Origin of the sequence: Kluyvera sp. 142486 (assembly GCF_046569695.1) — a bacterium.
Taxonomy (GTDB): Bacteria; Pseudomonadota; Gammaproteobacteria; order Enterobacterales; family Enterobacteriaceae; genus Kluyvera.
In genome coordinates this window covers 114,671-139,127 of sequence record NZ_JBKHUI010000011.1, presented here as the reverse complement: position 1 = coordinate 139,127, position 24,457 = coordinate 114,671, and the positions used below count along the sequence as shown (strand labels likewise).

The 24,457-nt window shown below is 52.4% G+C and carries 23 protein-coding genes and 1 pseudogene; 8 read left to right on the top strand and 16 right to left on the bottom strand.

Annotated elements, in window-relative coordinates; all coding sequences use genetic code 11:
* Nucleotides 1-22 precede the first annotated feature (22 nt).
* Nucleotides 23-1,678 carry a methyl-accepting chemotaxis protein II gene (gene tar, locus ACLGE8_RS13895; protein WP_410999267.1) on the bottom strand — a complete coding sequence of 552 codons (1,656 nt, stop codon included), beginning with the start codon at nucleotides 1,676-1,678 and terminating at the stop codon, nucleotides 23-25.
* A 261-nt stretch (nucleotides 1,679-1,939) separates the two neighbouring features.
* On the opposite strand from tar, the gene ACLGE8_RS13890 reads away from it, so the two are divergent.
* Nucleotides 1,940-3,202 (top strand): dicarboxylate/amino acid:cation symporter, encoded by a 1,263-nt coding sequence (locus tag ACLGE8_RS13890; RefSeq protein WP_410999265.1) that lies wholly within the window; start codon nucleotides 1,940-1,942, stop codon nucleotides 3,200-3,202.
* A gap of 246 nt (nucleotides 3,203-3,448) precedes the next feature.
* Here ACLGE8_RS13890 and ACLGE8_RS13885 read toward each other — a convergent pair whose 3' ends face one another.
* From ACLGE8_RS13885 to flhD, 7 genes are all read right to left on the bottom strand, one after another.
* Nucleotides 3,449-4,588 carry a porin gene (locus tag ACLGE8_RS13885; RefSeq protein ID WP_410999337.1) on the bottom strand — a complete coding sequence of 380 codons (1,140 nt, stop codon included), beginning with the start codon at nucleotides 4,586-4,588 and terminating at the stop codon, nucleotides 3,449-3,451.
* Between the two features lie 817 nt (nucleotides 4,589-5,405).
* Nucleotides 5,406-5,909 carry a chemotaxis protein CheW gene (gene cheW, locus ACLGE8_RS13880; protein ID WP_035895231.1) on the bottom strand — a complete coding sequence of 168 codons (504 nt, stop codon included), beginning with the start codon at nucleotides 5,907-5,909 and terminating at the stop codon, nucleotides 5,406-5,408.
* A gap of 22 nt (nucleotides 5,910-5,931) precedes the next feature.
* Nucleotides 5,932-7,953 (bottom strand): chemotaxis protein CheA, encoded by a 2,022-nt coding sequence (gene cheA, locus ACLGE8_RS13875; RefSeq protein ID WP_410999263.1) that lies wholly within the window; start codon nucleotides 7,951-7,953, stop codon nucleotides 5,932-5,934.
* Between the two features lie 4 nt (nucleotides 7,954-7,957).
* Nucleotides 7,958-8,884 carry a flagellar motor protein MotB gene (gene motB / locus ACLGE8_RS13870; RefSeq protein WP_185667545.1) on the bottom strand — a complete coding sequence of 309 codons (927 nt, stop codon included), beginning with the start codon at nucleotides 8,882-8,884 and terminating at the stop codon, nucleotides 7,958-7,960.
* On the bottom strand, nucleotides 8,881-9,774 hold the full coding sequence (gene motA / locus ACLGE8_RS13865) for a flagellar motor stator protein MotA (RefSeq protein ID WP_410999260.1): 894 nt from the start codon (nucleotides 9,772-9,774) through the stop codon (nucleotides 8,881-8,883). Before motA ends, motB begins: the two co-directional genes overlap by 4 nt.
* Before the next feature lie 123 nt (nucleotides 9,775-9,897).
* The gene (gene flhC, locus ACLGE8_RS13860) at nucleotides 9,898-10,482 is read right to left on the bottom strand and encodes a flagellar transcriptional regulator FlhC (RefSeq protein ID WP_181814576.1); all 585 of its coding nucleotides are present in this window, start codon (nucleotides 10,480-10,482) and stop codon (nucleotides 9,898-9,900) included.
* Nucleotides 10,479-10,829: a flagellar transcriptional regulator FlhD gene (flhD, locus tag ACLGE8_RS13855; RefSeq protein WP_220439276.1), complete on the bottom strand. Its 351-nt coding sequence runs from the start codon at nucleotides 10,827-10,829 to the stop codon at nucleotides 10,479-10,481. Before flhD ends, flhC begins: the two co-directional genes overlap by 4 nt.
* Before the next feature lie 792 nt (nucleotides 10,830-11,621).
* On the opposite strand from flhD, the gene uspC reads away from it, so the two are divergent.
* Nucleotides 11,622-12,041 (top strand): universal stress protein UspC, encoded by a 420-nt coding sequence (uspC, locus tag ACLGE8_RS13850; RefSeq protein WP_410999258.1) that lies wholly within the window; start codon nucleotides 11,622-11,624, stop codon nucleotides 12,039-12,041.
* 99 nt (nucleotides 12,042-12,140) lie between these two features.
* Here uspC and araH read toward each other — a convergent pair whose 3' ends face one another.
* The 4 genes from araH to ACLGE8_RS13830 form a co-directional block, all read right to left on the bottom strand.
* The gene (araH, locus tag ACLGE8_RS13845; RefSeq protein ID WP_410999256.1) at nucleotides 12,141-13,121 is read right to left on the bottom strand and encodes an L-arabinose ABC transporter permease AraH; all 981 of its coding nucleotides are present in this window, start codon (nucleotides 13,119-13,121) and stop codon (nucleotides 12,141-12,143) included.
* A 14-nt stretch (nucleotides 13,122-13,135) separates the two neighbouring features.
* Entirely contained in the window at nucleotides 13,136-14,650 is a 1,515-nt protein-coding gene (araG, locus tag ACLGE8_RS13840) for an L-arabinose ABC transporter ATP-binding protein AraG (protein ID WP_410999254.1), read from the bottom strand.
* Nucleotides 14,651-14,713: 63 nt separating this feature from the next.
* On the bottom strand, nucleotides 14,714-15,694 hold the full coding sequence (locus ACLGE8_RS13835) for an arabinose ABC transporter substrate-binding protein (protein WP_185669426.1): 981 nt from the start codon (nucleotides 15,692-15,694) through the stop codon (nucleotides 14,714-14,716).
* A 302-nt stretch (nucleotides 15,695-15,996) separates the two neighbouring features.
* Nucleotides 15,997-16,554 (bottom strand): DJ-1/PfpI family protein, encoded by a 558-nt coding sequence (locus ACLGE8_RS13830; protein ID WP_410999252.1) that lies wholly within the window; start codon nucleotides 16,552-16,554, stop codon nucleotides 15,997-15,999.
* Nucleotides 16,555-17,186: 632 nt separating this feature from the next.
* Between ACLGE8_RS13830 and ACLGE8_RS13825 the strand changes: the two genes are divergently transcribed.
* On the top strand, nucleotides 17,187-17,690 hold the full coding sequence (locus ACLGE8_RS13825) for a non-heme ferritin-like protein (RefSeq protein ID WP_410999250.1): 504 nt from the start codon (nucleotides 17,187-17,189) through the stop codon (nucleotides 17,688-17,690).
* Nucleotides 17,691-17,766: 76 nt separating this feature from the next.
* Here the strand turns inward: ACLGE8_RS13825 and ACLGE8_RS13820 are convergent, their stop codons facing one another.
* Nucleotides 17,767-18,018 carry a DUF2766 family protein gene (locus ACLGE8_RS13820; protein WP_185669423.1) on the bottom strand — a complete coding sequence of 84 codons (252 nt, stop codon included), beginning with the start codon at nucleotides 18,016-18,018 and terminating at the stop codon, nucleotides 17,767-17,769.
* Between the two features lie 81 nt (nucleotides 18,019-18,099).
* On the bottom strand, nucleotides 18,100-18,189 hold the full coding sequence (gene azuC, locus ACLGE8_RS13815; protein WP_015963980.1) for a stress response protein AzuC: 90 nt from the start codon (nucleotides 18,187-18,189) through the stop codon (nucleotides 18,100-18,102).
* Nucleotides 18,190-18,397: 208 nt separating this feature from the next.
* Here azuC and ACLGE8_RS13810 point away from each other — a divergent pair, with 208 nt between their 5' ends.
* Entirely contained in the window at nucleotides 18,398-19,822 is a 1,425-nt protein-coding gene (locus ACLGE8_RS13810) for an MFS transporter (RefSeq protein ID WP_410999248.1), read from the top strand.
* A gap of 62 nt (nucleotides 19,823-19,884) precedes the next feature.
* On the opposite strand, the gene ACLGE8_RS13805 is transcribed toward ACLGE8_RS13810, so the two are convergent.
* Nucleotides 19,885-20,523: an RpiB/LacA/LacB family sugar-phosphate isomerase gene (locus tag ACLGE8_RS13805; RefSeq protein WP_410999246.1), complete on the bottom strand. Its 639-nt coding sequence runs from the start codon at nucleotides 20,521-20,523 to the stop codon at nucleotides 19,885-19,887.
* 283 nt (nucleotides 20,524-20,806) lie between these two features.
* Here ACLGE8_RS13805 and ACLGE8_RS13800 point away from each other — a divergent pair.
* The 4 genes and pseudogenes from ACLGE8_RS13800 to ftnA all read left to right on the top strand — a co-directional run.
* Nucleotides 20,807-21,553 (top strand): annotated as a pseudogene (locus ACLGE8_RS13800) (transporter substrate-binding domain-containing protein); the annotation flags it as partial.
* Nucleotides 21,554-21,721: 168 nt separating this feature from the next.
* On the top strand, nucleotides 21,722-22,993 hold the full coding sequence (locus ACLGE8_RS13795; protein ID WP_410999335.1) for an HD domain-containing phosphohydrolase: 1,272 nt from the start codon (nucleotides 21,722-21,724) through the stop codon (nucleotides 22,991-22,993).
* Between the two features lie 84 nt (nucleotides 22,994-23,077).
* Nucleotides 23,078-23,413 (top strand): YecR family lipoprotein, encoded by a 336-nt coding sequence (gene yecR / locus ACLGE8_RS13790; RefSeq protein ID WP_410999244.1) that lies wholly within the window; start codon nucleotides 23,078-23,080, stop codon nucleotides 23,411-23,413.
* Between the two features lie 187 nt (nucleotides 23,414-23,600).
* Nucleotides 23,601-24,098 carry a non-heme ferritin gene (gene ftnA, locus ACLGE8_RS13785; RefSeq protein ID WP_410999242.1) on the top strand — a complete coding sequence of 166 codons (498 nt, stop codon included), beginning with the start codon at nucleotides 23,601-23,603 and terminating at the stop codon, nucleotides 24,096-24,098.
* Nucleotides 24,099-24,133: 35 nt separating this feature from the next.
* On the opposite strand, the gene ACLGE8_RS13780 is transcribed toward ftnA, so the two are convergent.
* Nucleotides 24,134-24,373, bottom strand: coding sequence for a YecH family metal-binding protein (locus ACLGE8_RS13780; RefSeq protein ID WP_410999240.1), 240 nt, complete (start codon nucleotides 24,371-24,373; stop codon nucleotides 24,134-24,136).
* Between the last annotated feature and the right edge of the window lie 84 nt (nucleotides 24,374-24,457).

Sequence of the window (24,457 nt, the reverse complement as noted above, 5' to 3'; positions counted from 1 at the left end):
GCGGCAAAGACCGCGGATAAAATTAAAAAGTTTCCCAGTTGCTGTCGGCAGCCCGGTCGCCACTCGACGCGAGGCGTTTCGCCACTGTCGGGGCCGGGGCAGTTTTTGTTACATGCTGTGCAGATGCGACGTTAAGGCGGAAAGCCGCAACGGCTTGATTCAGACGTTCGGCCTGGTCTTCCAGCGCGGCGGCGGCCGTTGCCGACTCTTCCACCAGCGCGGCGTTTTGTTGGGTGACGCTGTCCATTTCTGCGACGGCAATCGCCACCTGATCGATCCCACGGCTCTGCTCATCGGAAGCCGAGGCAATTTCACCCATAATGTCGGTTACTCGGGTAACCGCATTGACGATATCGGTCATGGTTTCACCCGCGCTTTCTACCAGCACAGAACCGGTATCGACCCGTGAGACGGAATCTTCAATTAATGCCTTGATCTCTTTTGCCGCCTGCGCGCTGCGGCTGGCCAGATTGCGCACCTCGCCGGCCACCACCGCAAAGCCACGCCCCTGCTCACCGGCGCGCGCCGCTTCCACGGCAGCGTTCAGCGCCAGAATATTGGTCTGGAAGGCAATACCGTCGATAACGCCGGTAATATCGGAGATTTTCTGCGAACTGGCGGCGATTTCATGCATGGTGTTCACCACGCCGTTCACCACGTTGCCGCCGCGCTGGGCGGTTTCAGAGGCGCTTTGCGCCAGATGCGATGCCTGACGGGCGTTTTCCGCATTCTGCTTCACGGTTGCCGTCAGCTGTTCCATGCTGGCCGCCGTCTCTTCGAGCGAAGCCGACTGTTGTTCGGTGCGCGCCGAAAGGTCGTTATTGCCCGCCGCGATTTCGCTGGTGCCATGGTAAATCGCTTCAGCACCCGAACGAACGTGCGTCACGGTATCAATCAGCGAGGCCTGCATATGATTCACGGTGTCGGCCAGTTCAGTGATTTCGTTACGCCCACGCAGCGAAAGCGTTGGGGTCAGGTCGCCCGCCGCAATATGGCGGATATGGCCCATTACCGATGCCAGCGGCTTCAGCAAAATAGCGCGAATGCCAAACCAGGCGCCGACCATCACAACGACTAGCACCACCGCCAGCACCAGCAGCTGCCAGCGGGCTATCTGATAGTCGCTGCTACTGGTGGTAAAGGCGTTCTGATAGAGCGCTTCGCTTTGGCTGGCATATTGGGTCATCGCCTCGCCGAGCGCGTTCTGCATACCCTGCGTCGGTTGCGCAAAATAGGCATCCATATTGCCCGCTTCAAGGAAGCCGACCAGCTCCTGCAGCGCGGCATAATAATGCTGATAGGTTTTCGCCACCTGTTGGCTGGCATCGCTCATTGCAGGCAGCGCAGGGGTCTCGCTAAACCGCGCGAAGTGGCCGGCAGCTTGTTCCAGCGTGGTGCGGGCATTTTTCAGCAGTTCAGTTTTGGCGCTGCTCTGCTGATTGGCCGCATCCATCATCATCCTCGCCGAGGAGCGGCTGAGGTTGATACGGGTTTGCAGTAAAAGATCCCACGATTTCGTGAGCTCGGTTTGTTGGGTTCGAAGCGTATTAGATAGCGCAAAGCTTTGTTGGTTTTGATGCAACGAGGAGAACAGAAAGCCCCCGGAGACTAACTGCAAAAGTGCGAAGACGACCAGCACCAAAATCAGCAGCGTGACAACGCGGATACGGTTTAACATACAGCACCTTCTCTATGACTTGTTACGGCTGTTATCGGCATCCCAAAAAGAAACTTTATGCGGCGGGCGGGTAAAAATCGCGGGGGCAAAACGGGGCTGGCGCGAGTCACTGAATAACAACGCTTTTTACAAGATATAAAAAAAAGTTGTAAATCCCCTCATTTTCATACAATTTATGTGGTGAATGATTAATGACATTACATAACTAAAAAAGCATTTTTCATCGCACGACATTTTTGTAATCTGACGGGGTAATTTTTCGTGGCAAACGCAAATAAACTCACGGTTTTTATCGTGATTTTCATGCTGGCAGGCATTCTGACCGGCGCAATGATCCATTCCTATGCATCCGCAACAACGATTCAAGTCTGGTCCAGCAACATCACTCTGCTTACCGATATATTCCTGCGACTAATCAAAATGGTTATCGCACCGCTGGTCTTTAGTACCCTGACGGTCGGGATCATGAAGCTTGGCGAAACCTCCACTATCGGCCGCGTGGGCGGTAAAGCGATGGTCTGGTTTATCAGCTCTTCGGTGCTGTCTATTCTGGTGGGTCTGTTTATCGTTACCCTGCAGCATCCGGGCAGCGGCCTGAATTTGTCGGTGCCAAAAGACGCGGTGGAAACCGGTCTGGCGGTGGGCGGTATGAGCCTGAAAGGCTTCCTCTCCCATACCATTCCAACCAGCATCGTCGGCGCGATGGCGGATAACGAAATTCTGCAGATTGTGGTCTTCTCGATGTTCTTCGGCATCGGCGGCGCGTCGCTGGGTCAGAAGTTCAACGCCCCGCTGGTTGCCGCGCTGGACGTGGTTTCCCATATCATGCTGAAGGTGACCGGCTACGTGATGTACGTTGCACCGCTGGCCATCTTCGCCGCCATCTCTTCGGTTATCGCCACCGAAGGTCTGGGCATTCTGCTTAACTATGCATCGTTCATCGGCGGCTACTATGTGGCGATTCTGCTGACCTGCTGCGTGCTGGTAGCACTCGGCTATATGGTGCTGAAGAAAGACGTTTTCCGTCTGCTGAGCATGCTGAAAGATCCTGTTCTGGTGGCATTCACCACCAGCAGCTCCGAAGCGGCCTACCCGAAAACCCTGGAACAGCTGACCAAATTCGGTTGCTCCCGCAACATCGTGTCGTTCGTTCTGCCGATTGGTTATTCGTTTAACCTGGTCGGTTCGATGGTGTACTGCTCATTCGCTTCCATGTTTATCGCCCAGGCGTACAACATCCACCTGAGCTTCTCCGAGATTGCCGTGCTGATGCTGACGCTGATGCTGGCTTCTAAAGGTATCGCCGGCGTGCCGCGCTCTGCGCTGGTGGTGCTGGCGGCAACGATCCCAAGCTTTAATATTCCGGTGGCGGGCATCCTGCTGCTGATGGGGATTGACCACTTCCTCGATATGGGGCGTTCCGCTATCAATGTGCTAGGTAACGGCGTGGCGACGGCGATGCTGTCGCAGAATGAAGGTCAGCTCGAGGAAGTTGAAGCCGAGGTTGTGCAGCAGAATATGTGAGGGTTGAGCCTTTCCCGGCGGCGCTTCGCTTGGCCGGGCTACATACGAGAGTAGCCCGGCCAAGCGAAGCGCCGCCGGGAATCGCACCCAAACAAAAGCCAGACCCCAGGGTCTGGCTAAATCCATCAAAAAACCTTTCACGTCGCCCCGAAGTCAACTCCCCTCCCCTGACGACCGAAAAGCAATACTCAAGCGCAATGAAAAAAACAGCCCGCCTCACTGGCCAGAGACGGGGTAAAACGCGGTTTAGATAAAGATACGCAGGCCCACAGCGGCCAGGTGATCGGAGACGTTATACGACTCGTCGGTATTGCCGCTGGCTTTCTCATAGCCGTATTCGATATAAGTCACGGCATTTTTGCCTAACCAGTAATCGGTACCCAGCGTGGTGGACTGGAAGTGCTGGCCGTCCATCGCGTCGCCGCCTTCGGTCCAGTCAAAGTTGGCGTACACGCTCCACTCAGGGGTTATTTTGAACTGAGAGGCGTATTCCAGGCCGAGAATCGTTTCCTGGTCATTGGTAGCGTTGCTGGTACCGCTGGTCGCTGCGTTAACGTCATCCACTTTGTTGATGTAGTAGGTCGCCTGGGCGGCGTTATACCAGGTGAAGCCATCGAAGTTGGCGGTGTATTTGGCGTTCATCCCCATAGAGTAAGTATTACCGTCATAGGATGGGCCGGTGACGTTGGTAAGTGGGATGCTTCCACTATGTGTACCATCATCATAAGGGATATATTCTGTTGAAGTACCCTGGTTCACCGTATAGTTGTTATACGCCGCCGCGCCGGAAACCGAGAAACCATTGTCGAATCGATATGCTGCAGCCAGCGCTGCACCACCGTGTACGGTAGCAGAACCATCATGATAGGCATCATGCATATCCGGGCCGTCGCCGTAGCCGCTGCCGAAGCCAATTTTATCTACGTCATCATTACCCTGACCCATCACGCCAACGGTAAATTCTTTGGTGTTGTAATAGTAAATCGCCGCCGAGTTAATAATATCAGTCGACATCCCGGCAGTGTCGTGTTTTGCCTTACCGCCGTAGGCGTAAGTGGTGTCAATCCCCAGACCCCAGTCGGTTGGCGCATATTGTTTACCAAAGGTCACCACGCCGTATTGTTCATTACCGAGGCCCGCATAGGCCTGACGGGTATAAACATCGTTGCCCTGATCGTCAGTGGCGGAATCCAGACCGTGCATCCCGGTTTCGTAATACCCAACGGCGTAATAGCCCTTGTCATTAATTTTCTGCCGCAGCGCCACGCCAAGACGTGAGTCGTTATTCTGGATATTATGTTCTACGCTATGCGCGGAATCGTCTTTGGCATACAGACGAACGGAACCCATAATAGAAATTGCCGTGTCATCGCCCTGATAAACCATCTCACCTTTGGTCTGCGTTGCCGTATAGGCCGGCGAGGCGAAGTCGCCGCTAGCAGCCAGCGCATAAGCTGGAGCACCTACCGCCGCAGTAATCGCCAGAGCAATAATAGAGGGTTTAATCATTACAGTTTTTACGCGCATAGAAATCCCTTAATCAATATTTAAGATTATGTTTTTGCCACTTTCGGATTTAAAAACGGGAAAGAAAACATTCTCTCCACGAGATGAATATTAATTGCAGAGAGATTCTATTTTCTACGCGAAATAATAAAAAATAAGATGACAATCACTAAGAATTATTTACTTTCGACCCATCACATTATGTCTCTATTTTTACAATTTCATGTCTTTATAATTCAATTGATTAAGAATGTACTACAAACATTGATTCATTTATTTCAATATATAAATAATAAACCTTTTATTTATATATTGAAAACATTTAAAAATAACAACCTCAACAAAAAAGAACCATTATTTAAACATAAAAATATCATAGCAGGCTAATTTATCGCCTATTCAGGTTATTCCTGATCGTTTCTTCGGAAAGTTAAGATATATATGCCAGACCAATGAATAAGGAATGCATATATAAAAATTACCATTTCGATAAAATAATTCACAATGTGAATAATTGTGTAGTTTCTCGTTCGGTAAACGCAAAGAAAATAAAGAGTGGATTATCGGGAAGTGAGACTCAGGAATGTATCGAGCACACACTTTTTAAATATTCGTGGCGCTCGATAAAAATAGTGCGGTGCTTCACATTTAAAACCGGGTTCATCGTGTAATTGCGATGAACCCGGTACGGGTATTATCAGGCAGCGTGGCTTGCGGCGCTGTCCAGCAGCGCCATCTCTTCGCTGTTGAGCAGCTTCTCAATGTTGACCAGAATCAGCATCCGGTCGCCCAGCGCGCCCAGCCCGGTCAGATATTCCGTTGAGAGGGTAACGGCAAACTCCGGCGCCGGACGAATCTGTTCTGCCGCCAGCGACAGCACATCGGAAACGCCGTCAACCACAATCCCCACCACGCGCTGACCGAGGTTCAGGACAATCACCACCGTGTTGTCGTTGTACTCAACGTCTTCCTGGCTGAACTTCACCCGCAGGTCAACAATCGGCACAATCACGCCGCGCAGGTTGGTCACACCTTTAATAAAGGCCGGGGTGTTGGCAATGCGCGTCACCTGATCGTAGCCGCGGATCTCCTGCACCTTCAGAATATCGATGCCGTACTCTTCATTGCCCAGCGTAAATACCAGGAATTCTTGCCCAGTCGGTTCACCCGCCAGCTTTGTTACATTCGTCATACCGGTCATGTTGTTCCCTTTTTTCTGCGTATCAGGCGGCGGTGCTCGCCAGACGTTTTTCACGGTTCAGCCCCTGCAGTGCAGAGACATCGACAATCAGCGCGACGCTGCCGTCGCCAAGAATGGTGGCCGCCGAGATCCCCGGCACTTTGCGATAGTTGCTTTCGAGGTTTTTCACCACCACCTGATGCTGACCAATCAGTTGATCCACCAGCAGCGCGTAGCGGCGCCCGGCGCTTTGCAGGATAACGACAATTCCCTGCGTAGCTTCGGTTTTGGCTCCCTGCACATCGAAAGCTTTCCACAGCTCAACCAACGGGAGATATTCGCCGCGCACTTCCAGCACGCGTTCACCGCCCGCCAGCGGATGCAGATCTTCTTCACGCGGCTGCAGCGACTCCATCACCGCGTTCAGCGGCAGAATAAAGACCTCTTCGCTGACCTTCACCGACATGCCGTCAAGGATTGCCAGCGTCAGCGGCAGCAGAATGCGGATAGTCGTGCCGGTACCCTGCTTCGACTGGATCTCAACGTGTCCTCCCATTTCCTGGATGTTACGTTTCACCACGTCCATGCCCACGCCGCGCCCGGAGACGTCGGTCACCTGCTCGGCGGTGGAGAAGCCCGGCGCAAAGATCAGCATGCCAACCTCTTCGTCGGTCATGCTTTCATTAACCGCCATTCCCTGCGACATCGCCTTCGCCAGAATGCGCTCGCGGTTCAGCCCCGCACCGTCGTCGGTCACTTCGATACAGATATTGCCGCCCTGATGTTCAGCGGACAAAATCAGGTTACCCACTGCCGATTTACCCGCCGCCAGACGCGTTTCCGGCAGTTCGATACCGTGGTCAAGGCTGTTGCGCACGAGGTGCGTTAACGGGTCGATAATACGTTCAATCAGGCTCTTATCCAGTTCGGTCGAGCTGCCCATCAGCGTCAGTTCGACCTGCTTACCAAGCTTGCCCGCGAGGTCGCGAACCAGACGCGGGAAGCGGCTGAAAACGTATTCCATCGGCATCATACGAATCGACATCACCGATTCCTGAAGGTCACGCGCGTTGCGCTGCAGCTGGCCCATGCTGGTAATCAAGTCACCGTGCGATACCGGGTCGAGCGCATTTGAACGCTGCGCCAGCATCGACTGGGTGATAACCAATTCACCCACCAGGTTAATCAACTGATCGACCTTCTCTACCGCCACGCGAATACTGGTGGACTCGCTGCTGCGGGCCGCCGGTTTTTCGCGCTCAGCGCGCGGGGCGGCAGGGCTTGCGACGGCAACGGGTGCGGCAACCGCAACTTCAACAGGGGCTTGCGGTTCTTCAACCACCTCTTCCACCGCAGTTGGCACAGCCGAGAATTCAATCTGATCGGCTTCAATGACAAAGCACAGCACGGCGACGAGATCGTCCTCATCCACGCTATCGTCAATGACTGCGCTCAGGCTGTCGGCAGTTTTGCTGACCTGGCTTAACGTCGCCAGATTACTCAGCTCCTCTTCCAGCATATCCGGCTCGCCCGCCTTCAAGCGTGAGAGCGTAATCTGCTTTTTACCTGCCGTTGCGCTGACATCGGCCGGCGTCGCTAATTCAGCCTGCTGCACAGCGTTGTCCACCACGCTTAAGCGTGCGCTACCCGCCACGGGAGGGACGCTTTCACCTTTCGCTTCCAGCGCCAGCTGACGCAGCGCATTGCAGATATATTCGAAGCTGGCAGCGTCCGGTTCGGTGGAGCTTTTATAGGCGTCGAGCTGTTCCTGCATAATATCTTTGGTTTCCAAAAACAGGTTGATAATATCGGTGCTGAGCTGCATTTCCCCGCGACGAGCGTCGTCCAGCAGGTTCTCCATCAGGTGCGTCGTTTCCTGCAGCACGGTGAAGCCGAAGGTTCCCGCCCCGCCCTTGATCGAGTGCGCGGCGCGGAAAATAGCATTCAGCTGTTCAGCATCAGGGTCGTCCACCACCAGGTTCAGCAGATGCTGTTCCATATCGGCCAGTAGTTCGTCGGCCTCATCAAAAAATGTCTGATAAAAATCGCTGATATCCATGCTCACGCTATCACCTCGAGTCGGGTTGGGGCGGCGTAGTACCTGCCGCGTCTGAAGCGGTATTCGGCGACTGTAATACGCTTAAAGGTTCATTCTGGCTCTCGGCATTCTCATGGAGAATGGCCTGCTCAGCCTGGTTATTCAGCACCAGCAGGCTAATGCGACGGTTGATCGCATCGTTGCCACCGTGCTCTGACAAGCGCATCGAGTTAGACATCCCGATAACGCGCAATACTTTACCGTCGTCCAGCCCGCCGGCGACCAGCTCGCGACGCGAGGCGTTGGCGCGGTCCGCCGACAGCTCCCAGTTGCTGTAGCCCCGTTCACCGGAGGCATACGGGTAATCATCCGTGTGTCCTGAGAGGCTGACTTTGTTAGGAATTTCATTCAGCACCGGGGCGATAGCGCGCAGAATATCGCGCATGTAAGGCTCCACTTCGGCACTGCCGGTTTTAAACATCGGGCGGTTCTGGCTGTCGATAATCTGAATACGCAGCCCTTCCTGCACCAGATCGATTTTCAGATGCGGGCGCAGCGCGCGCAGTTTCGGATCGGCCTCAATCAACTGATCCAGTTCGCCGCGAATACGCTTGAGACGGTTGGTCTCCATCCGTTTTTTCAGATCGTCAATATTGGGCTGTTTCTGCACCTCGCCCTGCTGCTGGGTGACATCATCACCGCCGCCGGGGATCGGGCTATCGCTGTTCGCCATACGCGGCCCGCCGGTAATCGCCGTCGCCAGCGGGGTACGGAAATATTCAGCAATCTGGATAAGCTCTTTCGGGCTGGAAATGGAGATAAGCCACATCACCAGAAAGAAGGCCATCATGGCGGTCATAAAATCCGCATAGGCAATTTTCCACGAACCGTGGGCGCTGCCATGCGACTTATGCTTGCGCCGCTTTACGACGACAATAGGATGCGATTGGTTTTTCATGCGTCCTCGGTGGTGGTCTGCTGCTGGCCTGCCGGGTTACGCACCGCACGGACGTGTTCTTCCAGTTCGATGAACGATGGACGTTCGCTGGTGTAGAGAGTTTTGCGCCCAAACTCGACGGCAATCGGCGGCGCATAGCCGTTGAGGTTCGACAGCAGCGTGATTTTGACGCACTGCATCATTTTAGTCGTTTCCGCGCTCTTTTGGCGCAGCACGCTGGCCAGCGGAGAAACAAAGCCGTAGGCCAGCAGAATACCGAGGAAAGTCCCCACCATCGCGTGGGCAATCAGCGCACCCAACTCCGCCGCCGGCCGGTCCGCCGAGCCTAATGCGTGAACCACCCCCATCACCGCCGCGACGATACCGAACGCTGGCAGCGAGTCGCCAACCAGCGCCAGGCTGTTCGCCGGGACTTCGCATTCGCTTTCATGGGTTTCAATCTCTTCGTCCATCAGCGCTTCAATTTCGAAGGTGTTCATATTGCCGCTGATGATCAGACGCAGATAATCGACGATAAATTCCAGCATCACCTTATCGGCCAGAATGCGCGGGTAGCTGGCAAAAATTTCGCTCTCATTTGGGTTTTCAATATCGCGCTCAAGGGAAAACATTCCCTGCTGACGCGACTTCGCCATCAGCCGGTAAAGCAGCGCCAGAAGATCCATATACATCGTTTTGGTGTATTTCGAGCGACGAAACAGCAGCGGCAGCGCCTTAAGCGTGCCTTTGATGGCCTTGCCGTTGTTGCCGACAATAAACGCGCCGACCCCCGCCCCGCCGATAATTATCAGCTCAGCCGGTTGATACAGTGCCCCAAGGTGTCCGCCGGTCATCATATAGCCGCCGAAAACTGTCCCCAAAACAACCAGGTAACCTATTAAGATAAGCACGTTATCATCCTTCCACTGTTGACCATGAGTGGAGACAGACGAGCAATTTCACTCACCGACGGGTAAAAAAAAGCAGCGGCCCTTAGGACCGCTGCTGGAGTATGTTTTCTACACCGTGTGAGGTTAAACAGCTTGCTCTATCTGTTCATCCAGCAGTTGTGGATTACTATCGGCAAGATTGTCAGAAAGTTTACGTCTTTTTACTGCGCGAGATGGTGGCTGGCAAAGGCTGCAAACAAAGCTGCCCGCTGGCTGGTGCGCATGGGTAATAAAATTGCCGCCGCAGGAGTGACAGCTGGAGAGTTCAAGCATTCCGCTTTCAACAAAACGGACTAACGTCCACGCGCGGGTTAGCGCCAGAAGCGGGCCATTATCCTGCTGTGGGCATTGTTCGAGGTACAAACGGTAGGCTTTGATCACGGCATCCACGCCGGAGCACTGTCCGCTTTTGAGTAAAAACTGCCAGGCATTGCAGAACATGGAAGAGTGAATATTCTGTTCCCATGTCATAAACCAGTCCGTGGAAAACGGCAGCATTCCTTTTGGAGGCGGGCTGCCGCGCAGTTCTTTGTACAGTTTAATCAGACGACCACGGCTGAGCTGGGTTTCACTTTCCAGCATCTGCAAACGCGCGCCCAGCGTTATCAACTCCATAGCAAGTTGGATATCGCGGGCTTCCTGAACAATGCTTTTTTCGCTCATCTTCAGGCCCTTTTCTTACGTGCAGGTTCGCCTGATTGACTGGCCTCATTGAGCAGTCTGGTGGAAAGCAGAATGCCGGTATGGATCTGCTGCAGGTCGTCAACGCGTGATTCTTGCGTAAGGCGGGTGATGGTTTGAGCATCATCAAAACGGAACTGGCAAACTAACTGGTTGGTCTCCGCAATTTTCACCATCTGCGGCAGAGTCAGTTCACCCAGAACTTTTGCCATGGCCTCGTTGATACCAAGACGGAACATAGCAGAAGCCTTATCCTGACCAATCAAACGCTGTGCAAGAAGCAAGTAAGACAAATTGATGTCATAGATGTGCTTTAGCAACTCGGATGTATGCATTTTCCCCATCCCGAATAACCAATTAGTACTTTTATGCGGTCAAACCGCATACCCCGTGATGTCGTCGGGCAAGGCCCGATAAAAATAAATCGGTCGAAATGCATAGCCGATCAGGCAAATCTTTCTGCAGGATTGTCGATCTGGGCGTTAACCTCGGCCCGACAAATCTAAACATTTCTTACAATTTACTAAGATTTTTCCTAATTCGACGCAACTTTACTCGCCAGATGTGACACATACAATGTTACTTCACTGTTAATTTGAAATTTATGTGATCCACTTCACAAAATCAAACCCCATTTTTAGGAGTAATCCATCAGTCACGATTGTACTTTGCGCATTATTTAAGCAAAAAATTCGCTATTTTATTCCAGCCTAACGGATATTCATTCACCAAAACAATTTAACATCCAGCCTGGTGGAAGGACTTTACGTGAGCCAAATGCGAAAAAATTATCACAGATCATACTTTCATTTAATAAATAAAATTCATTTTAAATTCAATAAATTGAAACAGTGATTCATTTACAGCAAATTCATTTGCTTGTTATTTACTTCTCATTAACATCATTTCAGCAAAAATTAAATATTTAAGATCGCTATCGGTTACATAATAAATCCAGCGTGGCTTATGCAATCTGCGCATAATTCCACCAACAATTCGCATAAAACTTGCTTATGTATTAGGTTAAGTTATAGACAGCGGTATTCCGTCCGCCTCTTGCAGCGGTACGGTAAAAAGAGTAAGAGATGGAAGGTTAAGCGTGCGTATTCTTCGAGCAAGGAGGTCTGATGTCGTACTCACATCTTTTGGTGGCCGTTGCGCCTACCCCAGAGAGTCATGAACTGCTAAGGAAAGCCGTAGCCATCGCCAGGCCCGCTAACGCGCGGATTAGCCTGATGACGCTGTCTACCGACCCGGAAATGTATAACCAACTGGCAGCGCCGATGATGGAGAATTTACGCGAGCTAATGCAGGAGGAGACGCGATCGTTTCTGCAAAGCCTCACTGATGCAGCAGACTACCCCATCTGGAAAACGCATATCGCCTCCGGCGAGCTGTGCGACCATGTCAAAGCGTTCTGCAAGAACCATCAGGTTGACCTGGTTGTCTGCGGTAACCATAACCAAAGCTTCTTTTCACGTGCGACATGCTCGGCGAAAGCCATTGCTGGAAATAGCGGCGTGGACGTGCTGTTAGTGACGCTGTAACCCTGTGCGAAACCCGGCGTCGCGTTGCTCGGCCGGGCTACCAAAATACCTACCTGTTGTCCGGCCGAGCAACGCGACGCCGGGACAAACACCAGACTATCAAACGGTACGCTTCGCCTTCTGTTTGTAGCGGTCAAAAATCACCGCTGCCAGCAGAATCAACCCTCGCACCACATACTGTGAGAACGGCGAAATGTTCAACAGGTTCATGGCGTTCTCTACCGTCCCCAGAATCAGGATCCCGGCGACCACGTACGAGATCTTACCAATGCCCCCTTTCAGCGATACGCCGCCCAGCACGCACGCCGAGATAACGATCAGCTCATAGCCAATTGAGGTCATCGGCTGGCCGCTGGTCATACGCGACGCCAGAATAATTCCCGCCGCCGCAGACACCAGACCGGAGAGCACAAAGATAATAATCTTAGTGCGCACCACCGGAACCCCCGCCAGACGCGCCGCCTCTTCGTTGCCGCCAATCGCCAGCGTGTTGCGACCAAAGGTGGTTTTATTGAGCAGCAGGCCAAAGATTATCAGGCAGCCGACGGTTAACCAGATGGGTGCCGGCAGACCTAACCAGTTCGCATAACCGAGAGCAAAGAAGCGCTCGTCTTCAATCCCGACCGCTTTACCGTCTGAGATAATGTAGGCCAGGCCGCGCACTATCTGCATGGTGGCAAGGGTGGTAATCAGCGCGTTGATTTTGAGCCTGGCAATTACAAAACCGTTTACCAGGCCGCTAAGCGCCCCCAGCAGCAGACCGGCAAAGACGCCAATCCACAGGCTCTCGGTGACGTTGATAACCACCGCCGTAGTGACCCCCGCGCAGGCAATGACCGAGGCAACCGACAGGTCAAAGTCGCCGGAGGCCAGGCAGAACAGCATCCCGCAGGCCACCATACCCGACATCGAAATCGCCAGCCCCAGCCCTTTCATATTGATGAAGGAGGCAAAGTTAGGCACAAAAATAGCGCAGCAGATAAACAGCACGGCAAAGACCACCAGCATGCCGTACTGATCCCAGATACGGCCAAAGCTCAGCGACGTGCGGCGCGCGCCCGGTGTAGTAACAGATGACATCGTAACCTCCTTCCTCAGGCAACCGCCTGACCGACTTTAGGCATCGCCAGGCTTAACGCCTGTTGTTCATTAGCGCTGTCGTGCAGCAGCTCCCCGGATATTTCCCCTTCCCGCATCACCAGGATACGGTCGGCCACGCCCAATACTTCCGGCAGATCGCTGGAGGCAAAGAGCACCGCCACGCCGGAGGCTGCCAGCGCGTAAATTACGTTATAAATTTCATGCTTAGCCCCTACGTCGATGCCGCGGGTCGGCTCATCAAGCAGGATGACCTTCATATCCTCGGATAACCAACGGCCCAGGATCGCCTTCTGCTGATTGCCTCCGGAGAGATTCATAATCAGCTGCTGAGCACCTGGCGTTTTGATATTGAGCGATTGAATATGGTGATCGGCGTTGGTCGCTTCCCAGCCGTTGTTGATAACGCAGCCGGCGTGGATGTGTTTACGCCGGGCGCTGATGTTGATGTTATCGCGCACCGAATGAACGGGAATGATCCCCTCGGCTTTGCGGTCTTCCGGGCACAGCATCATCCCGGCGCGAATCGCCTGCGCGGGCTTATCAATCGTCACCGGTTGACCATCGATGTAAATCTGCCCGCTGCTCAAGCGGGTGCCGCCGAAGATCCCTTTCATCAGTTCACTTCGCCCTGCCCCCACCAGCCCGAACAGACCGACGATTTCGCCGCTGCGGACCGCCAGCGATATTGGCGTACGCACGCCCGGCGCTTTCACCTGCTCAAGACGCAGGCGCTCTTCGCCGTATTCACGCGGCTGCCAGCCATAGATATCGCCGATTTCGCGCCCGACCATCGCCTGCACCAGCCGGTCGTGGCTTACCGTCTGCATATCATCAAACGTGCAGACATAACGGCCATCTTTAAACACGGTTATCGCATCGCTTAGCGCAAAGATCTCCTCCATGCGGTGGGAGACATAGACGATCACCCGCCCCTCTTTACGCAGCTCGCGGATCACCCGAAACAGGTTGTCGATCTCACGCGCCGAGAGCGAACTGGTGGGTTCATCAAAGGCGATAACTTTGGCGTTACGCGCCAGCGCCTTGGCAATCTCCACCATCTGCCACTGGCCGATGGAGAGATATTTCAGCGGGGTATCAGGGTCGATATCCAGCCCCAGATGCTCCAGCTGCAGGCGCGCTTCATAGTTCAAGAGTGAGCGATTAACGAAGCCGCCTCGGCTCGGCAATTGCCCAAGGTAGATATTTTCCGCCACGGTCATTTCCGGGACGAGATGCAGTTCCTGGTAAATAATGGCGATACCCGCGTTCAGCGCCGCGGTGGTATCAGCAAAAGAAATCTCTTCTCCACGCAGCAGCAAAGAACCTGAGGTCGGCGCGTAGTTGCCGCTGAGAATTTTCAGCAGCGTCGATTTTCCGGCACCGTTTTCCCCCATCAGCGCATGCACCTGCCCGCTATAGCAATCAAAGCTAATATCGGACAGCGCTTTAACGCCGGGGAAGGTTTTACTGATACCGCGGAAAGAGAGATAAGGGGTCGACTGTTGCATCGCAACCTCCACAATGGCACAACTCGTCTCCCTCCGCTGTTACGAAGGGAGCGCTATCAGGACTCAGAGGCCTTTTTTCGCCAGCTCTTCTTTGAAGTTGTCGCGAGTAATCAGCACCACGTCGGTCACCGCAGTAAATTTCGGTGGTTCCGCACCTTTCTGTACCCAGTTGTAAAGCAGTTCACTGGTCTTATAGCCGTGGATATCCGGGCTTGGCAGCAGTGAGCCAAAGAAGCCGGTCGCCTGCGCTTTCGACAGTTCGTTCACCGCATCGACGCCGTTAATGCCGATACCAATAACGTTCGCCGCTTTAAAGCCCTGGCCTTCCGTCGCACGGACGCCGCCCAGTACGGTGTTGTCGTTCATGCCGATAATCAGCCACTGTTTCACTTCTGGGTGCTGTACCAGCAGGGAGTTACCGGCATCGAAAGCGCCAGGGATATCGTTAGATTTGGTGGGGACCTGATAGATCTGTTTTTCCGGGAAGCCCGCGGCTTTCAGGGCATCCATTGAGCCGGTGGTACGACGACGCGCCGTATCCAGTTCGTTGGCGGTGATCGCCATCACGCCGGTAGTTTTGACATCCCAGCCGCGCTTTTGCATCTCTTTATAGAGTTCCTGCCCCTGACGAGCACCAATTTCGCTGGCGGCCATCATCACCAGCGGTACGTCTTCCATCGGCTTGCCTTTGGCATTGACGAACTGGTCATCGACGGTGATCACCTTCATGTCATAACCGCGCGCCTTCGCCACGATAGCTGGCCCCAGTTTTGGGTCCGGCGTACAGATAACGAAACCTTTCGCCCCGCTGGCCGCCAGGCTGTCGATTGCATTCAGCGTTTTCTCTCCGTCCGGCACGGCAATTTTAATCACGTCAAAGCCGAGGTCTTTACCGGCTTTATCAGCAAATTTCCATTCCGTCTGGAACCAGGGTTCTTCCGGTTGCTTCACTAAAAAACCGAGCTTGAGATTTTCGGCCATAGCCGATTGTGACATAACCGCTGCCAGACCAATGGCCGCCAGCGCTTTGGTAAATTTGTGCATGGTTAACTCCAGCCTTAATGTTCTTTTATGTAGGGAAAATCAAATAGGTGATTTAAATTAGACATAAAACAATGTATTAGCTGTTCTATTAACAGCGTTAACGTTGTTGAAACATTAATAGCCAGGAATTGGCTTTGCAGAAGAGAGCGGCATCACACGGCAGAATTACAGTAAAGTGATGCATATATTCAGCAAATAAGTACATATAAGACGCGTGAATTGTCAGACAATTCACGCGGGGGAATAGCAGATATCTCTATATCAGCAGCGGGAAAATCCCTTTGGGAGGCATTCGCGCAGTATTACCAACGGTAATAGATATGATCGGCGTGGTCGCGTACCGGCGCTTCGTCACCCAGCAGGCGAGCAGAAACGGTAAAGGCGAAATCAAAGACGTGACCGAAGCCTTTGCCGCTGATCAGGTTGCCATCTTCCACCACCGGCGCATCAACGTATTCGCCGTTTTTCACGTCCTGCCATAAATCACCGGAGCAGACGTAACGACGCCCTTTCAGCAGATCGTTACCCGCTAATACACGTGCTGCCGCAGAGCAGATTGGGCAGATCAGTTTGCCAGCCGCATCATGAGCGGCGATAAATTTAACGACATCTTTATTCGCCGCCAGATTCACGCTTCCCTGTGGGCCGCCCGGCAGAACCACCGCGTCATACAGCGTATCGAGGCGTTCTGCCAGCGTCGCGTCGGCGACCATTGGAATATCGTGATAGCTCACGACCGCGCGAGATTCGGCGCACGACACCAGTTCAACACCGATGTGCAGACGGCGCAGAATATCGATAGTGACAATCGCTTCCCCTTCTTCAAAACCCGGGGCCAGCAGTACAGCAACCTGTTTCATTTTAACTCCTGTCATTTCAAATCAACGAGTCTTCCCTGAAGCGACGAAAGGGGAAGGACTTTACCTACTTTTTATTACCGAGAACATAATCCTCTAGCCTGCTAATACCAAAAATGATCTAAAACAAATTGAACATCATTCTGATATTTAATACAGCCATCTGAAAATACGCGATTTAGTTAGCATTTATTATTCGTAAAATGCCATTCATAGTAAATAATACGTATATCATGCGTTACGACCTGACTCCGCAATAAAAACAAGATCACGATCACACTTTTAAGTGCACACACTGCAATAACAATTTCTTATGTTAACAAAGCCTTACAGAGAATATACATCTTCGTTATATTCGCTATTAATCATAGCGTTACAAGAATACTTTCTTTCCTTATTAGTTATTCACTATATAGGTTGTAACGAAACGTAAAAAGCAGTTCGTGAGACTTTTCTTATATCCATACTAAGAGTATTCTTTTATTCGACCAGGCGATATTATATCCCCCGGTCGGACGCAAGGACTACAGGTAATATGTAGTCACACTCAAACGCGGAAATAGCGCATGGTTAGCGGCTATTACCAACTATGCGATGTCACGCGTGTCGTTCCTACCAGTAATAAGGATATTTGTATGGCAGTTCCAGGAATGGTTCAAAAGCTTAATGCACAGATGAATCTTGAATTTTCTGCATCTAATCATTATTTGCGTTTGAGCGAGTGGTGCTCAGAACATCGGCTGAATGGAACCGCGACGTTTCTACGTTCACGGGCACAATCCAGCGTAACGCAGATGATGCGGGTGTTCGATTATATGAAGAAATCTGGCGCTTATCCGGTGGTTAAGGCTTTTGAAACTTGCGACGATAAATGTGCCACCCTCGAAGATCTTTTCCTTAAAACCCTCGAAGACCACCACCAGCGTGCGTCTACGTTGTCAGAATTAACTGAACAAGCGAAAGTGCTTCATGACGATAGCACCCTGAGTTTCCTGAACGCACTGGAAGAAGAACAGGAACAGGATGGTATCTTGCTGAAGACAATTCTGGATGAAGTTCGCAGCGCGCGTAAAGCCGGCCTGTGCATTCAGCAAACCGATCAGCATCTGCTGAATGTCGTTTCTCAACAACATCATTAATTGAATTCATAAGGGCGGGTCGCCGCCCTTATTTCAGACCTATTCAGGGCGCTCTGCCCTGATACCTCACCGCGTATTAGTGCGTTGCGTCCTGTGGCGTAAACTTCAGCTCAATCAGCGCAATCGCTTTCTGAATCGCACGCATCGTCACCGGGTCGGCCCCTGCCGGATGGGTGGTAAAATCGATGGTTTTCAGCTGGCTCGCCATTTTTTCACGGACTTCAACCGGGGCGATAACGTCAATAACGTCGAGGATCTGTTTGATAACGAGCTGGCAGGCCACGACATCGGATACCAGTTCATCGTTCGGGGTCAGGTTCTGAGACATTTTTTGCTCCTATTTTGCGGAGCGTAATAGTAACCTACTTTCGCAGAAGATAAAAAAACCTGCCGTGGCAGGTTTTTTTTATCAGAACATAGCGCCTGGCGGTACGTCTTTGAAAGTTTTGCAGTAGTTCTCAAACATGCTTTTGAGGATTTTACGCATGCGCTGTTTCATGTTGATGCTCCGGTTTGTTATGCAGGTGTTATTGTCTTTACGCACATAATATGACCACCATCACAAAAATCAACCGTTTTGAGAGTTGAATCACGCTATTTTTATCGATTGCGTTAAATTTATAAAAAATTTGTTATAGAAATCTACCACTTACCAAATCTACAAAAGCTATAAATTTTATAAATTATTTTGATAGGGTAAAACAACAATGAGTGAGCCTCTCCAGGCCCAGGCGAGCCGCGGGGTATCCCCTGCTGCGCTGCTTGTGGCCGGTGCATTCTTTATGGAGTTCCTGGATGGCACGGTGATTGCCACCGCCCTTCCTGATATGGCGAAAACCTTTGGCGTCGAAGCCGTTGACCTGAACATCGGCATCAGCGCCTACCTGATCACCCTCGCCGTGCTTATCCCTGCCAGCGGCTGGATTGCCGATCGCTTCGGAGCCAGAACGATCTTCAGTCTGGCGCTGGCGATCTTCACCGTCTCCTCCGTCTTCTGCGGTCTGGCGACCAGCGCCCATAGTTTCGTGGCGATGCGAATTTTACAAGGCGTCGGCGGCGCGCTGATGGTGCCGGTCGGGCGACTTGCCGTCCTGCGCACCACGCCTAAGCACCTGCTGATTACCGCCATCGCCACTCTGACCTGGCCCGCGCTCATCGCACCGATCATCGGGCCACCGCTGGGCGGGTTTATCACCAAGGTCGCCGACTGGCGCTGGATCTTCTTTATTAACGTGCCGCTAGGCATCATCGCGATTCTGCTGGCGCTGCGTATCATCCCGAACATTCGCGACGATGAGCGTCGGCCTTTCGACCTGCCGGGCTTTGTGGCGACCTCAGTCTCGATGGTGAGCCTGGTGTATGCCATGGAGCTGCTGGGAGCAGAAAAAATGCAGGGCGGATTAATCGTCGCACTGCTGGTTATTGGTGGCGCGACCTTCTATTACGCCCTGCGCCATTTCCGCCGCAGCCCGTCACCGATGATCCGCATGGATGCACTGCAGGTGCCCACGTTCCGGGTGACCATGTACGGCGGCTCGCTGTTCCGCGCCTCCATCAGCGCCGTGCCGTTCCTGCTGCCGCTGCTGTTCCAGGTCGGTTTCGGTATGGACCCATTCCATTCCGGCCTGCTGGTGCTGGCGGTGTTCGTCGGTAACCTGACGATTAAGCCTGCCACCACGCCGCTTATCCGTAAGCTGGGCTTCCGTCGCCTGCTGCTGCTCAACGGCGCGCTGAACGTGATTGCGCTGGTCGCCTGCGCCTTTTTAACCCCGCAAACGCCGGTGTGGGTCATTATGCTGGTGCTGTATCTCGGCGGCGTCTTCCGTTCGATTCAGTTCACCGGCGTCAGCACCCTGGCCTTTGCCGATGTGCCCTCCGCCCAGATGAGCTACGCCAATACGCTGTTCAGTACGGCTAGCCAACTGGCTATCGGCCTTGGCATAACGCTTGGGGCCATCGGCATACGGTTAGGAGAGAAGATTAGCGCCCTGCTCAGCCTTAGCGACGTGCCGGGTATCAGCTTCCGGCTGGCGTTCATCTTTATTGCGCTTATCTGTCTGGTGGGGATGATTGATACGCTGCACTTAACGCGGGATGCGGGCAGCGCGGTGTCGAAGAAAGTGGAACAGTAAGCTGTGCAAACAAAAAACCCACGCCATAGCGTGGGTTTTTATTTAACCGTCGAGCGTGAGGCTTATGCCAGCATCTCGCGAACAAAGGCTTCAATCTCTTTGTTCTGGCAGTTTTCAAAGAAGCATTCCTGGAAACGCTGACCGGAAACGGCGGTTTTCACAAGCGTTGGGTCGATAGCGCGCAGGGTGTCCAGATAGTTTTCTTTCACTACCGCAGCTTTAACCTGGTTCAGGATACCGGCGTTACGCACCTGAGGCTCTTTACGCTCTGGTGGGTAGCCTTCGCCGTTACGGCCGGTGAACGCTTTTTCGAACATGTAGCGAACGTTCAGCTCTGCGCCCCAGCCGTAGCCTTTAGCGAAAGCCAGAGACAGCGCGTTACCGTTGTTGATCTGAGCAAACAGGAAAGCATCTGCTGGATCCAGGCAGTAGCCGCAGACCACGCCTGGGTGAATGTTCAGAGACATCATCGCGCCCTGGCCGGTACCACAGCCGGTGACCACGAAATCAACCGCTTTGGAGTTCAGCAGGATGCTGGCCATAATACCCAGGTGGATATAGGTCAGGTGATGATCGTTCTCATCGCTCATACCCACGTTATAGACCGGGAAGCCTTTTTCATCGGCAACGGCTTTTAACTCATGATGAATAGTCGCGTTTTTGCTGGCCTGGCTATTTTCCATCATCAGTGCAATTTTCATTCTTTCCTCTCCTGAAAGCTAAGCGGCTTACCCGCAGTCGTACGATTAGTCAGTTCACCTTACTACCAGACAAACACACTTTCAAATTTTATGAAAAGATGTTTTGTTTTTTACCGATGAGGTCACATTTTTATCCGCGCCCGCTGATAAAACCTTACATAATCCATTATTTTTTTACTATCACCAGGGTGAATGGTCGACTAGACTGGATAGCAGGGCAAAGAGCCCCTTTTGTTTGTAAGTGTTTCAACGGATGAAATAGTCACTACAAAGGAACTGATTTGTGACACAAGACTGCCGAGGACTTCGACGCGCGCTGGGTCTCCTTGTTCTACTGTCCCTGCTGCTAATTTGCCTACCCCGCGCCCATGCGGCTCCGCCGCAAAAGATCCGGGCGGCGGCCCCTATCCCCGTATGGATACTCGATGCCGATAGTTTCGAGTTCTGGCGCGATGCGCGCGGGCAATTTCAGGGCTTCTACCCGGAATTACTGCACGCCATTAATGCACGCTACGGCTACAACCTGACGCTGCGTCCAATCGATGGTACGACTTTTGAGCAACGCTTTAACCACCGTGACTATGGCCTCTACGCCAGCGTGTTGCAAACCAAAGACCATCTGAAAAGCACCATTCTATCGACCCGACTGCTTGAAAATTCCATCGTCGCCGCCAGCATCACTCGCCAGGCTAAATCCATCACTGACATCAATAATGCACGGGTCATTTTTCGCCGTAGCGACCCTACGCAGGCGCTGGTGAGAGAAACCTTTCCTGCATTGCAGTTCCAGCAGATTATTGAAGTCGACAGCAGTAAAGAGGCGCTGCAGATCCTGCGCAGCGGCGGTGCGGATTTCTATATTAATGAAGACAGGGAAATCGGTAGCCCGCAGTTTTACTACACCCTCTCCCGCCCGTTTGACTCGCTGCGCATTACCGCCTCATTTGGTATCAGCCCTGAGCTGATTTCGCTACGCGACAACATCAATCAGTTGATCAACGAATGGCTGCAAAGCGGAAAACTGCAGGCGCTGGAGGAACAAAGCCAGCTTGAGTACTTCCGTCATTTCCTCACCATCACGCCTGAAGAGCGCGCCTGGCTGCAGGAAAACCGGCTCACCCTGTGGCTGCCAAAGAATGAAAACTTCGCGCCCATTATCTGGAAAGACAACCAGGGTTATCACGGCAGCGCGATCAGTATGGTGAACGATTTACGTGACCTGCTGAATATCAACGTCGACGTACAGTTTGTTGATAACTACATGATAAGAATGAAAAATGAAGACTGGCCTATCCATCTTGCCGATATTATTGATGTCCGTGACGGCGCGCAGATGGAGGGGTTAGTGGGCCCGCTGGTGAACTGGTACAACGCCTATTACAACAAGGCTGGCGCCCCGTTTATTCTCGATGAAGAGCAGGTTCGCTATCAGCGCGTGGGGGTGATTCGCGGCTCATTTGCCGCCTACTATCTGCGTCAACGGTTCGGCACCGATGTCACCCTGATTGCCCGAGCGTCGATAGATGAACTGCTGGACGCCATTGATAGCAACCACATTGACTATATCCTTGGCGACCTCAGTTCGCTGGAGCAGGCGCTGCGCGGTAGCGATCTGTTTCGTGGCGCGCTGAAGGTTGCCGGGCTGACCCATTCCAGCTACCAGATTGGTACCTGGGTCAATCTTGCTCACCCGCTGTACGCGCTGCTCACTCAGGTGCACCTGATCTCCAGCTATCGCCACCAACTCACGCCGCCGACCAACGTCGCGGCATCCACCTCGCTGAGTAAAAACGCATTGCAGATTATCAGCGCCGGGCTGCTGGCCCTGCTGTTCTTTATTCTTAGCCTGATGCTGATGATGTGGCGACATATGAATAAGAACCGGGCAATTAACCGCAGCATTGTGGAGGCGATGGAGAAAATTAACCACGTCCATGATGATGAGACCGGGTGCCATATTCGCCGGGTAGCAGCCTATTGCAGCCTGCTGGCGAGCGCGCTCAAGCTACCGCCGAAGCAGATCCGCGATATGGAGACCTTCGCTTCCCTGCACGATATTGGCAAAATTGCCGTGCCTGAACATATTCTGCGAAAAAAAGGCAAGCTGACCGACGATGAGTTTAAACAGATCCAACAGCACGCGGTTAAAGGCTGGCGTATTGTCCAGGGTTTGGTTCTGGGGTCAGTGGCGGAAAACCTGATTCACTATCACCATGAAAAATGGGACGGTACCGGCTATCCCGAAGGCTTAGCTGGAGAGGAGATCCCGCTGGAGGCTCGTATTCTGGCCCTGGCCGACGTCTACGATGCCCTGCGGCAAAAGCGTGTCTATAAGCCAAGTTTTTCGCATGAAAGCGCCTACGAAATTATCGTCAGCAGCGCCGGCGGCCATTTTGACCCGACGCTGGTGACTCTGTTCTGCGAGCTGCACCTGCAGTTTAAGGCGATTTACGAGTCACAAAAGGATTAACCCCAGGTTATAGCGGCTATTCAAAGGATTGCGGTCAGGGGTGACGGCTACAATGAGATCACGATTATTGCGCAGAGCGAATTGATGAAAAGCCTCATTCTTATTCCCGCCCTCCTGGCTCTGACGGCCTGTACCGTACCCCGTGCGGCGAGCGTAAGCCAGGTTGATGCTAACAGCGGCATCATCCGTCTGACCTACGGCCAGGCGATGTTGCAGAATGCAAAAACCGATAACTACCTCGCCCAGTCCGAGGCCAATAAGGCCTGCCAGCAGATAGGGTATGCCACCGCCTTTTCCTACGGCCAGCCCATCACCACCTGCACGACCACCAGCGGTTCGCTGTGTCTGAACGAGCACATCACCTTGCAGTATCAGTGCCGCGGTATTGCCAACGTGCCCACCTCCGCCGCCTATTATTAAATGCGCGCCGGTATATTCCGGCGTTAATATAACAATAAAAATAAACCGTTATATTTATGCCAATGCGTTTTATTCCCATTCGCATTATTAAATAAATGTTTTTATATTTACCTTTTGCAAATAAATTAATAACAATTTATAGTGCCGCTGTAATTAACTCGTAACGTATTTTTCCAGGAGCGAAAACATGCTTAAAGCGGCAATGATCGAGAAATTAAATGAACAGATGAATCTCGAACTCTATTCTTCTCTGCTGTATCAGCAGATGAGCGCCTGGTGTAGCTTCAATAGTTTTGAAGGGGCTGCGGCCTTCTTACGCCGCCACGCACAGGAAGAGATGACCCATATGCAGCGCCTTTTTGATTACCTGACCGATACCGGCAGCCTGCCGCGTATTGCCACCATTCAGACACCGTTTGCCGAATATGCGTCACTGGACGAACTGTTCCGCGTGACCTACGAGCATGAACAGCTTATTACCAGTAAAATCAATGAACTGGCTCATTCAGCAATGACCAATCAGGACTATCCGACCTTTAATTTCCTGCAGTGGTATGTGGCTGAGCAGCACGAAGAAGAGAAGCTGTTTAAATCCGTTATCGATAAGCTGACGCTGGCGGGTAAAAGCGGTGAAGGCCTGTACTTTATTGATAAAGAGCTGGCCACGCTCGATACGCAAAATTAATGTTCGTGCAGCGGCGTATTTCACGCCGCTGCCGATTAATGGCGGCAGATTTTACTTTCCGTCGTCGTAAAGCCTGATTCCTGCGGAATAAACTTCCCTTTCTTATGCAGAAACGCGACCAGTTCGGCAGCACTCATATTTTCCGCTGAACAGGTATGAAAACGCGCCTGCTCGCCAAAGCGCGCATGAATAGCTTTTTCCAGACTTTCAATACTGTACTGCTCGCCTGAATCAATCATCATATTCAGAACTTCATGACCGTGAATGGATTCCATTATTCCTCCTGTAAAAAACGCCACCATAAACTGCATTTACTTTGCATGTTTTGCGCTAGCGCAGCTTTTATTACTTCGCTATAA

Bases quoted from the DNA above. Each gene is read 5' to 3' on its own strand.
- ACLGE8_RS13810 (WP_410999248.1), top strand. From the start codon at position 18,398: ATGAGTGAGCCTCTCCAGGCCCAGGCGAGCCGCGGGGTATCCCCTGCT.
- ACLGE8_RS13825 (WP_410999250.1), top strand. From the start codon at position 17,187: ATGGCAGTTCCAGGAATGGTTCAAAAGCTTAATGCACAGATGAATCTT.
- ACLGE8_RS13835 (WP_185669426.1), bottom strand. From the start codon at position 15,694: ATGCACAAATTTACCAAAGCGCTGGCGGCCATTGGTCTGGCAGCGGTT.
- motB (WP_185667545.1), bottom strand. From the start codon at position 8,884: ATGAAAAACCAATCGCATCCTATTGTCGTCGTAAAGCGGCGCAAGCAT.
- araG (WP_410999254.1), bottom strand. From the start codon at position 14,650: ATGCAACAGTCGACCCCTTATCTCTCTTTCCGCGGTATCAGTAAAACC.
- ftnA (WP_410999242.1), top strand. From the start codon at position 23,601: ATGCTTAAAGCGGCAATGATCGAGAAATTAAATGAACAGATGAATCTC.
- ACLGE8_RS13830 (WP_410999252.1), bottom strand. From the start codon at position 16,554: ATGAAACAGGTTGCTGTACTGCTGGCCCCGGGTTTTGAAGAAGGGGAA.
- cheW (WP_035895231.1), bottom strand. From the start codon at position 5,909: ATGACCGGTATGACGAATGTAACAAAGCTGGCGGGTGAACCGACTGGG.
- ACLGE8_RS13885 (WP_410999337.1), bottom strand. From the start codon at position 4,588: ATGGTTTATCAGGGCGATGACACGGCAATTTCTATTATGGGTTCCGTT.
- ACLGE8_RS13795 (WP_410999335.1), top strand. From the start codon at position 21,722: ATGGTGAACGATTTACGTGACCTGCTGAATATCAACGTCGACGTACAG.
- flhD (WP_220439276.1), bottom strand. From the start codon at position 10,829: ATGCATACATCCGAGTTGCTAAAGCACATCTATGACATCAATTTGTCT.
- azuC (WP_015963980.1), bottom strand. From the start codon at position 18,189: ATGAAACAGCGCATGCGTAAAATCCTCAAAAGCATGTTTGAGAACTAC.
- uspC (WP_410999258.1), top strand. From the start codon at position 11,622: ATGTCGTACTCACATCTTTTGGTGGCCGTTGCGCCTACCCCAGAGAGT.
- ACLGE8_RS13805 (WP_410999246.1), bottom strand. From the start codon at position 20,523: ATGAAAATTGCACTGATGATGGAAAATAGCCAGGCCAGCAAAAACGCG.
- ACLGE8_RS13820 (WP_185669423.1), bottom strand. From the start codon at position 18,018: ATGTCTCAGAACCTGACCCCGAACGATGAACTGGTATCCGATGTCGTG.
- yecR (WP_410999244.1), top strand. From the start codon at position 23,078: ATGAAAAGCCTCATTCTTATTCCCGCCCTCCTGGCTCTGACGGCCTGT.
- ACLGE8_RS13780 (WP_410999240.1), bottom strand. From the start codon at position 24,373: ATGGAATCCATTCACGGTCATGAAGTTCTGAATATGATGATTGATTCA.
- araH (WP_410999256.1), bottom strand. From the start codon at position 13,121: ATGTCATCTGTTACTACACCGGGCGCGCGCCGCACGTCGCTGAGCTTT.
- tar (WP_410999267.1), bottom strand. From the start codon at position 1,678: ATGTTAAACCGTATCCGCGTTGTCACGCTGCTGATTTTGGTGCTGGTC.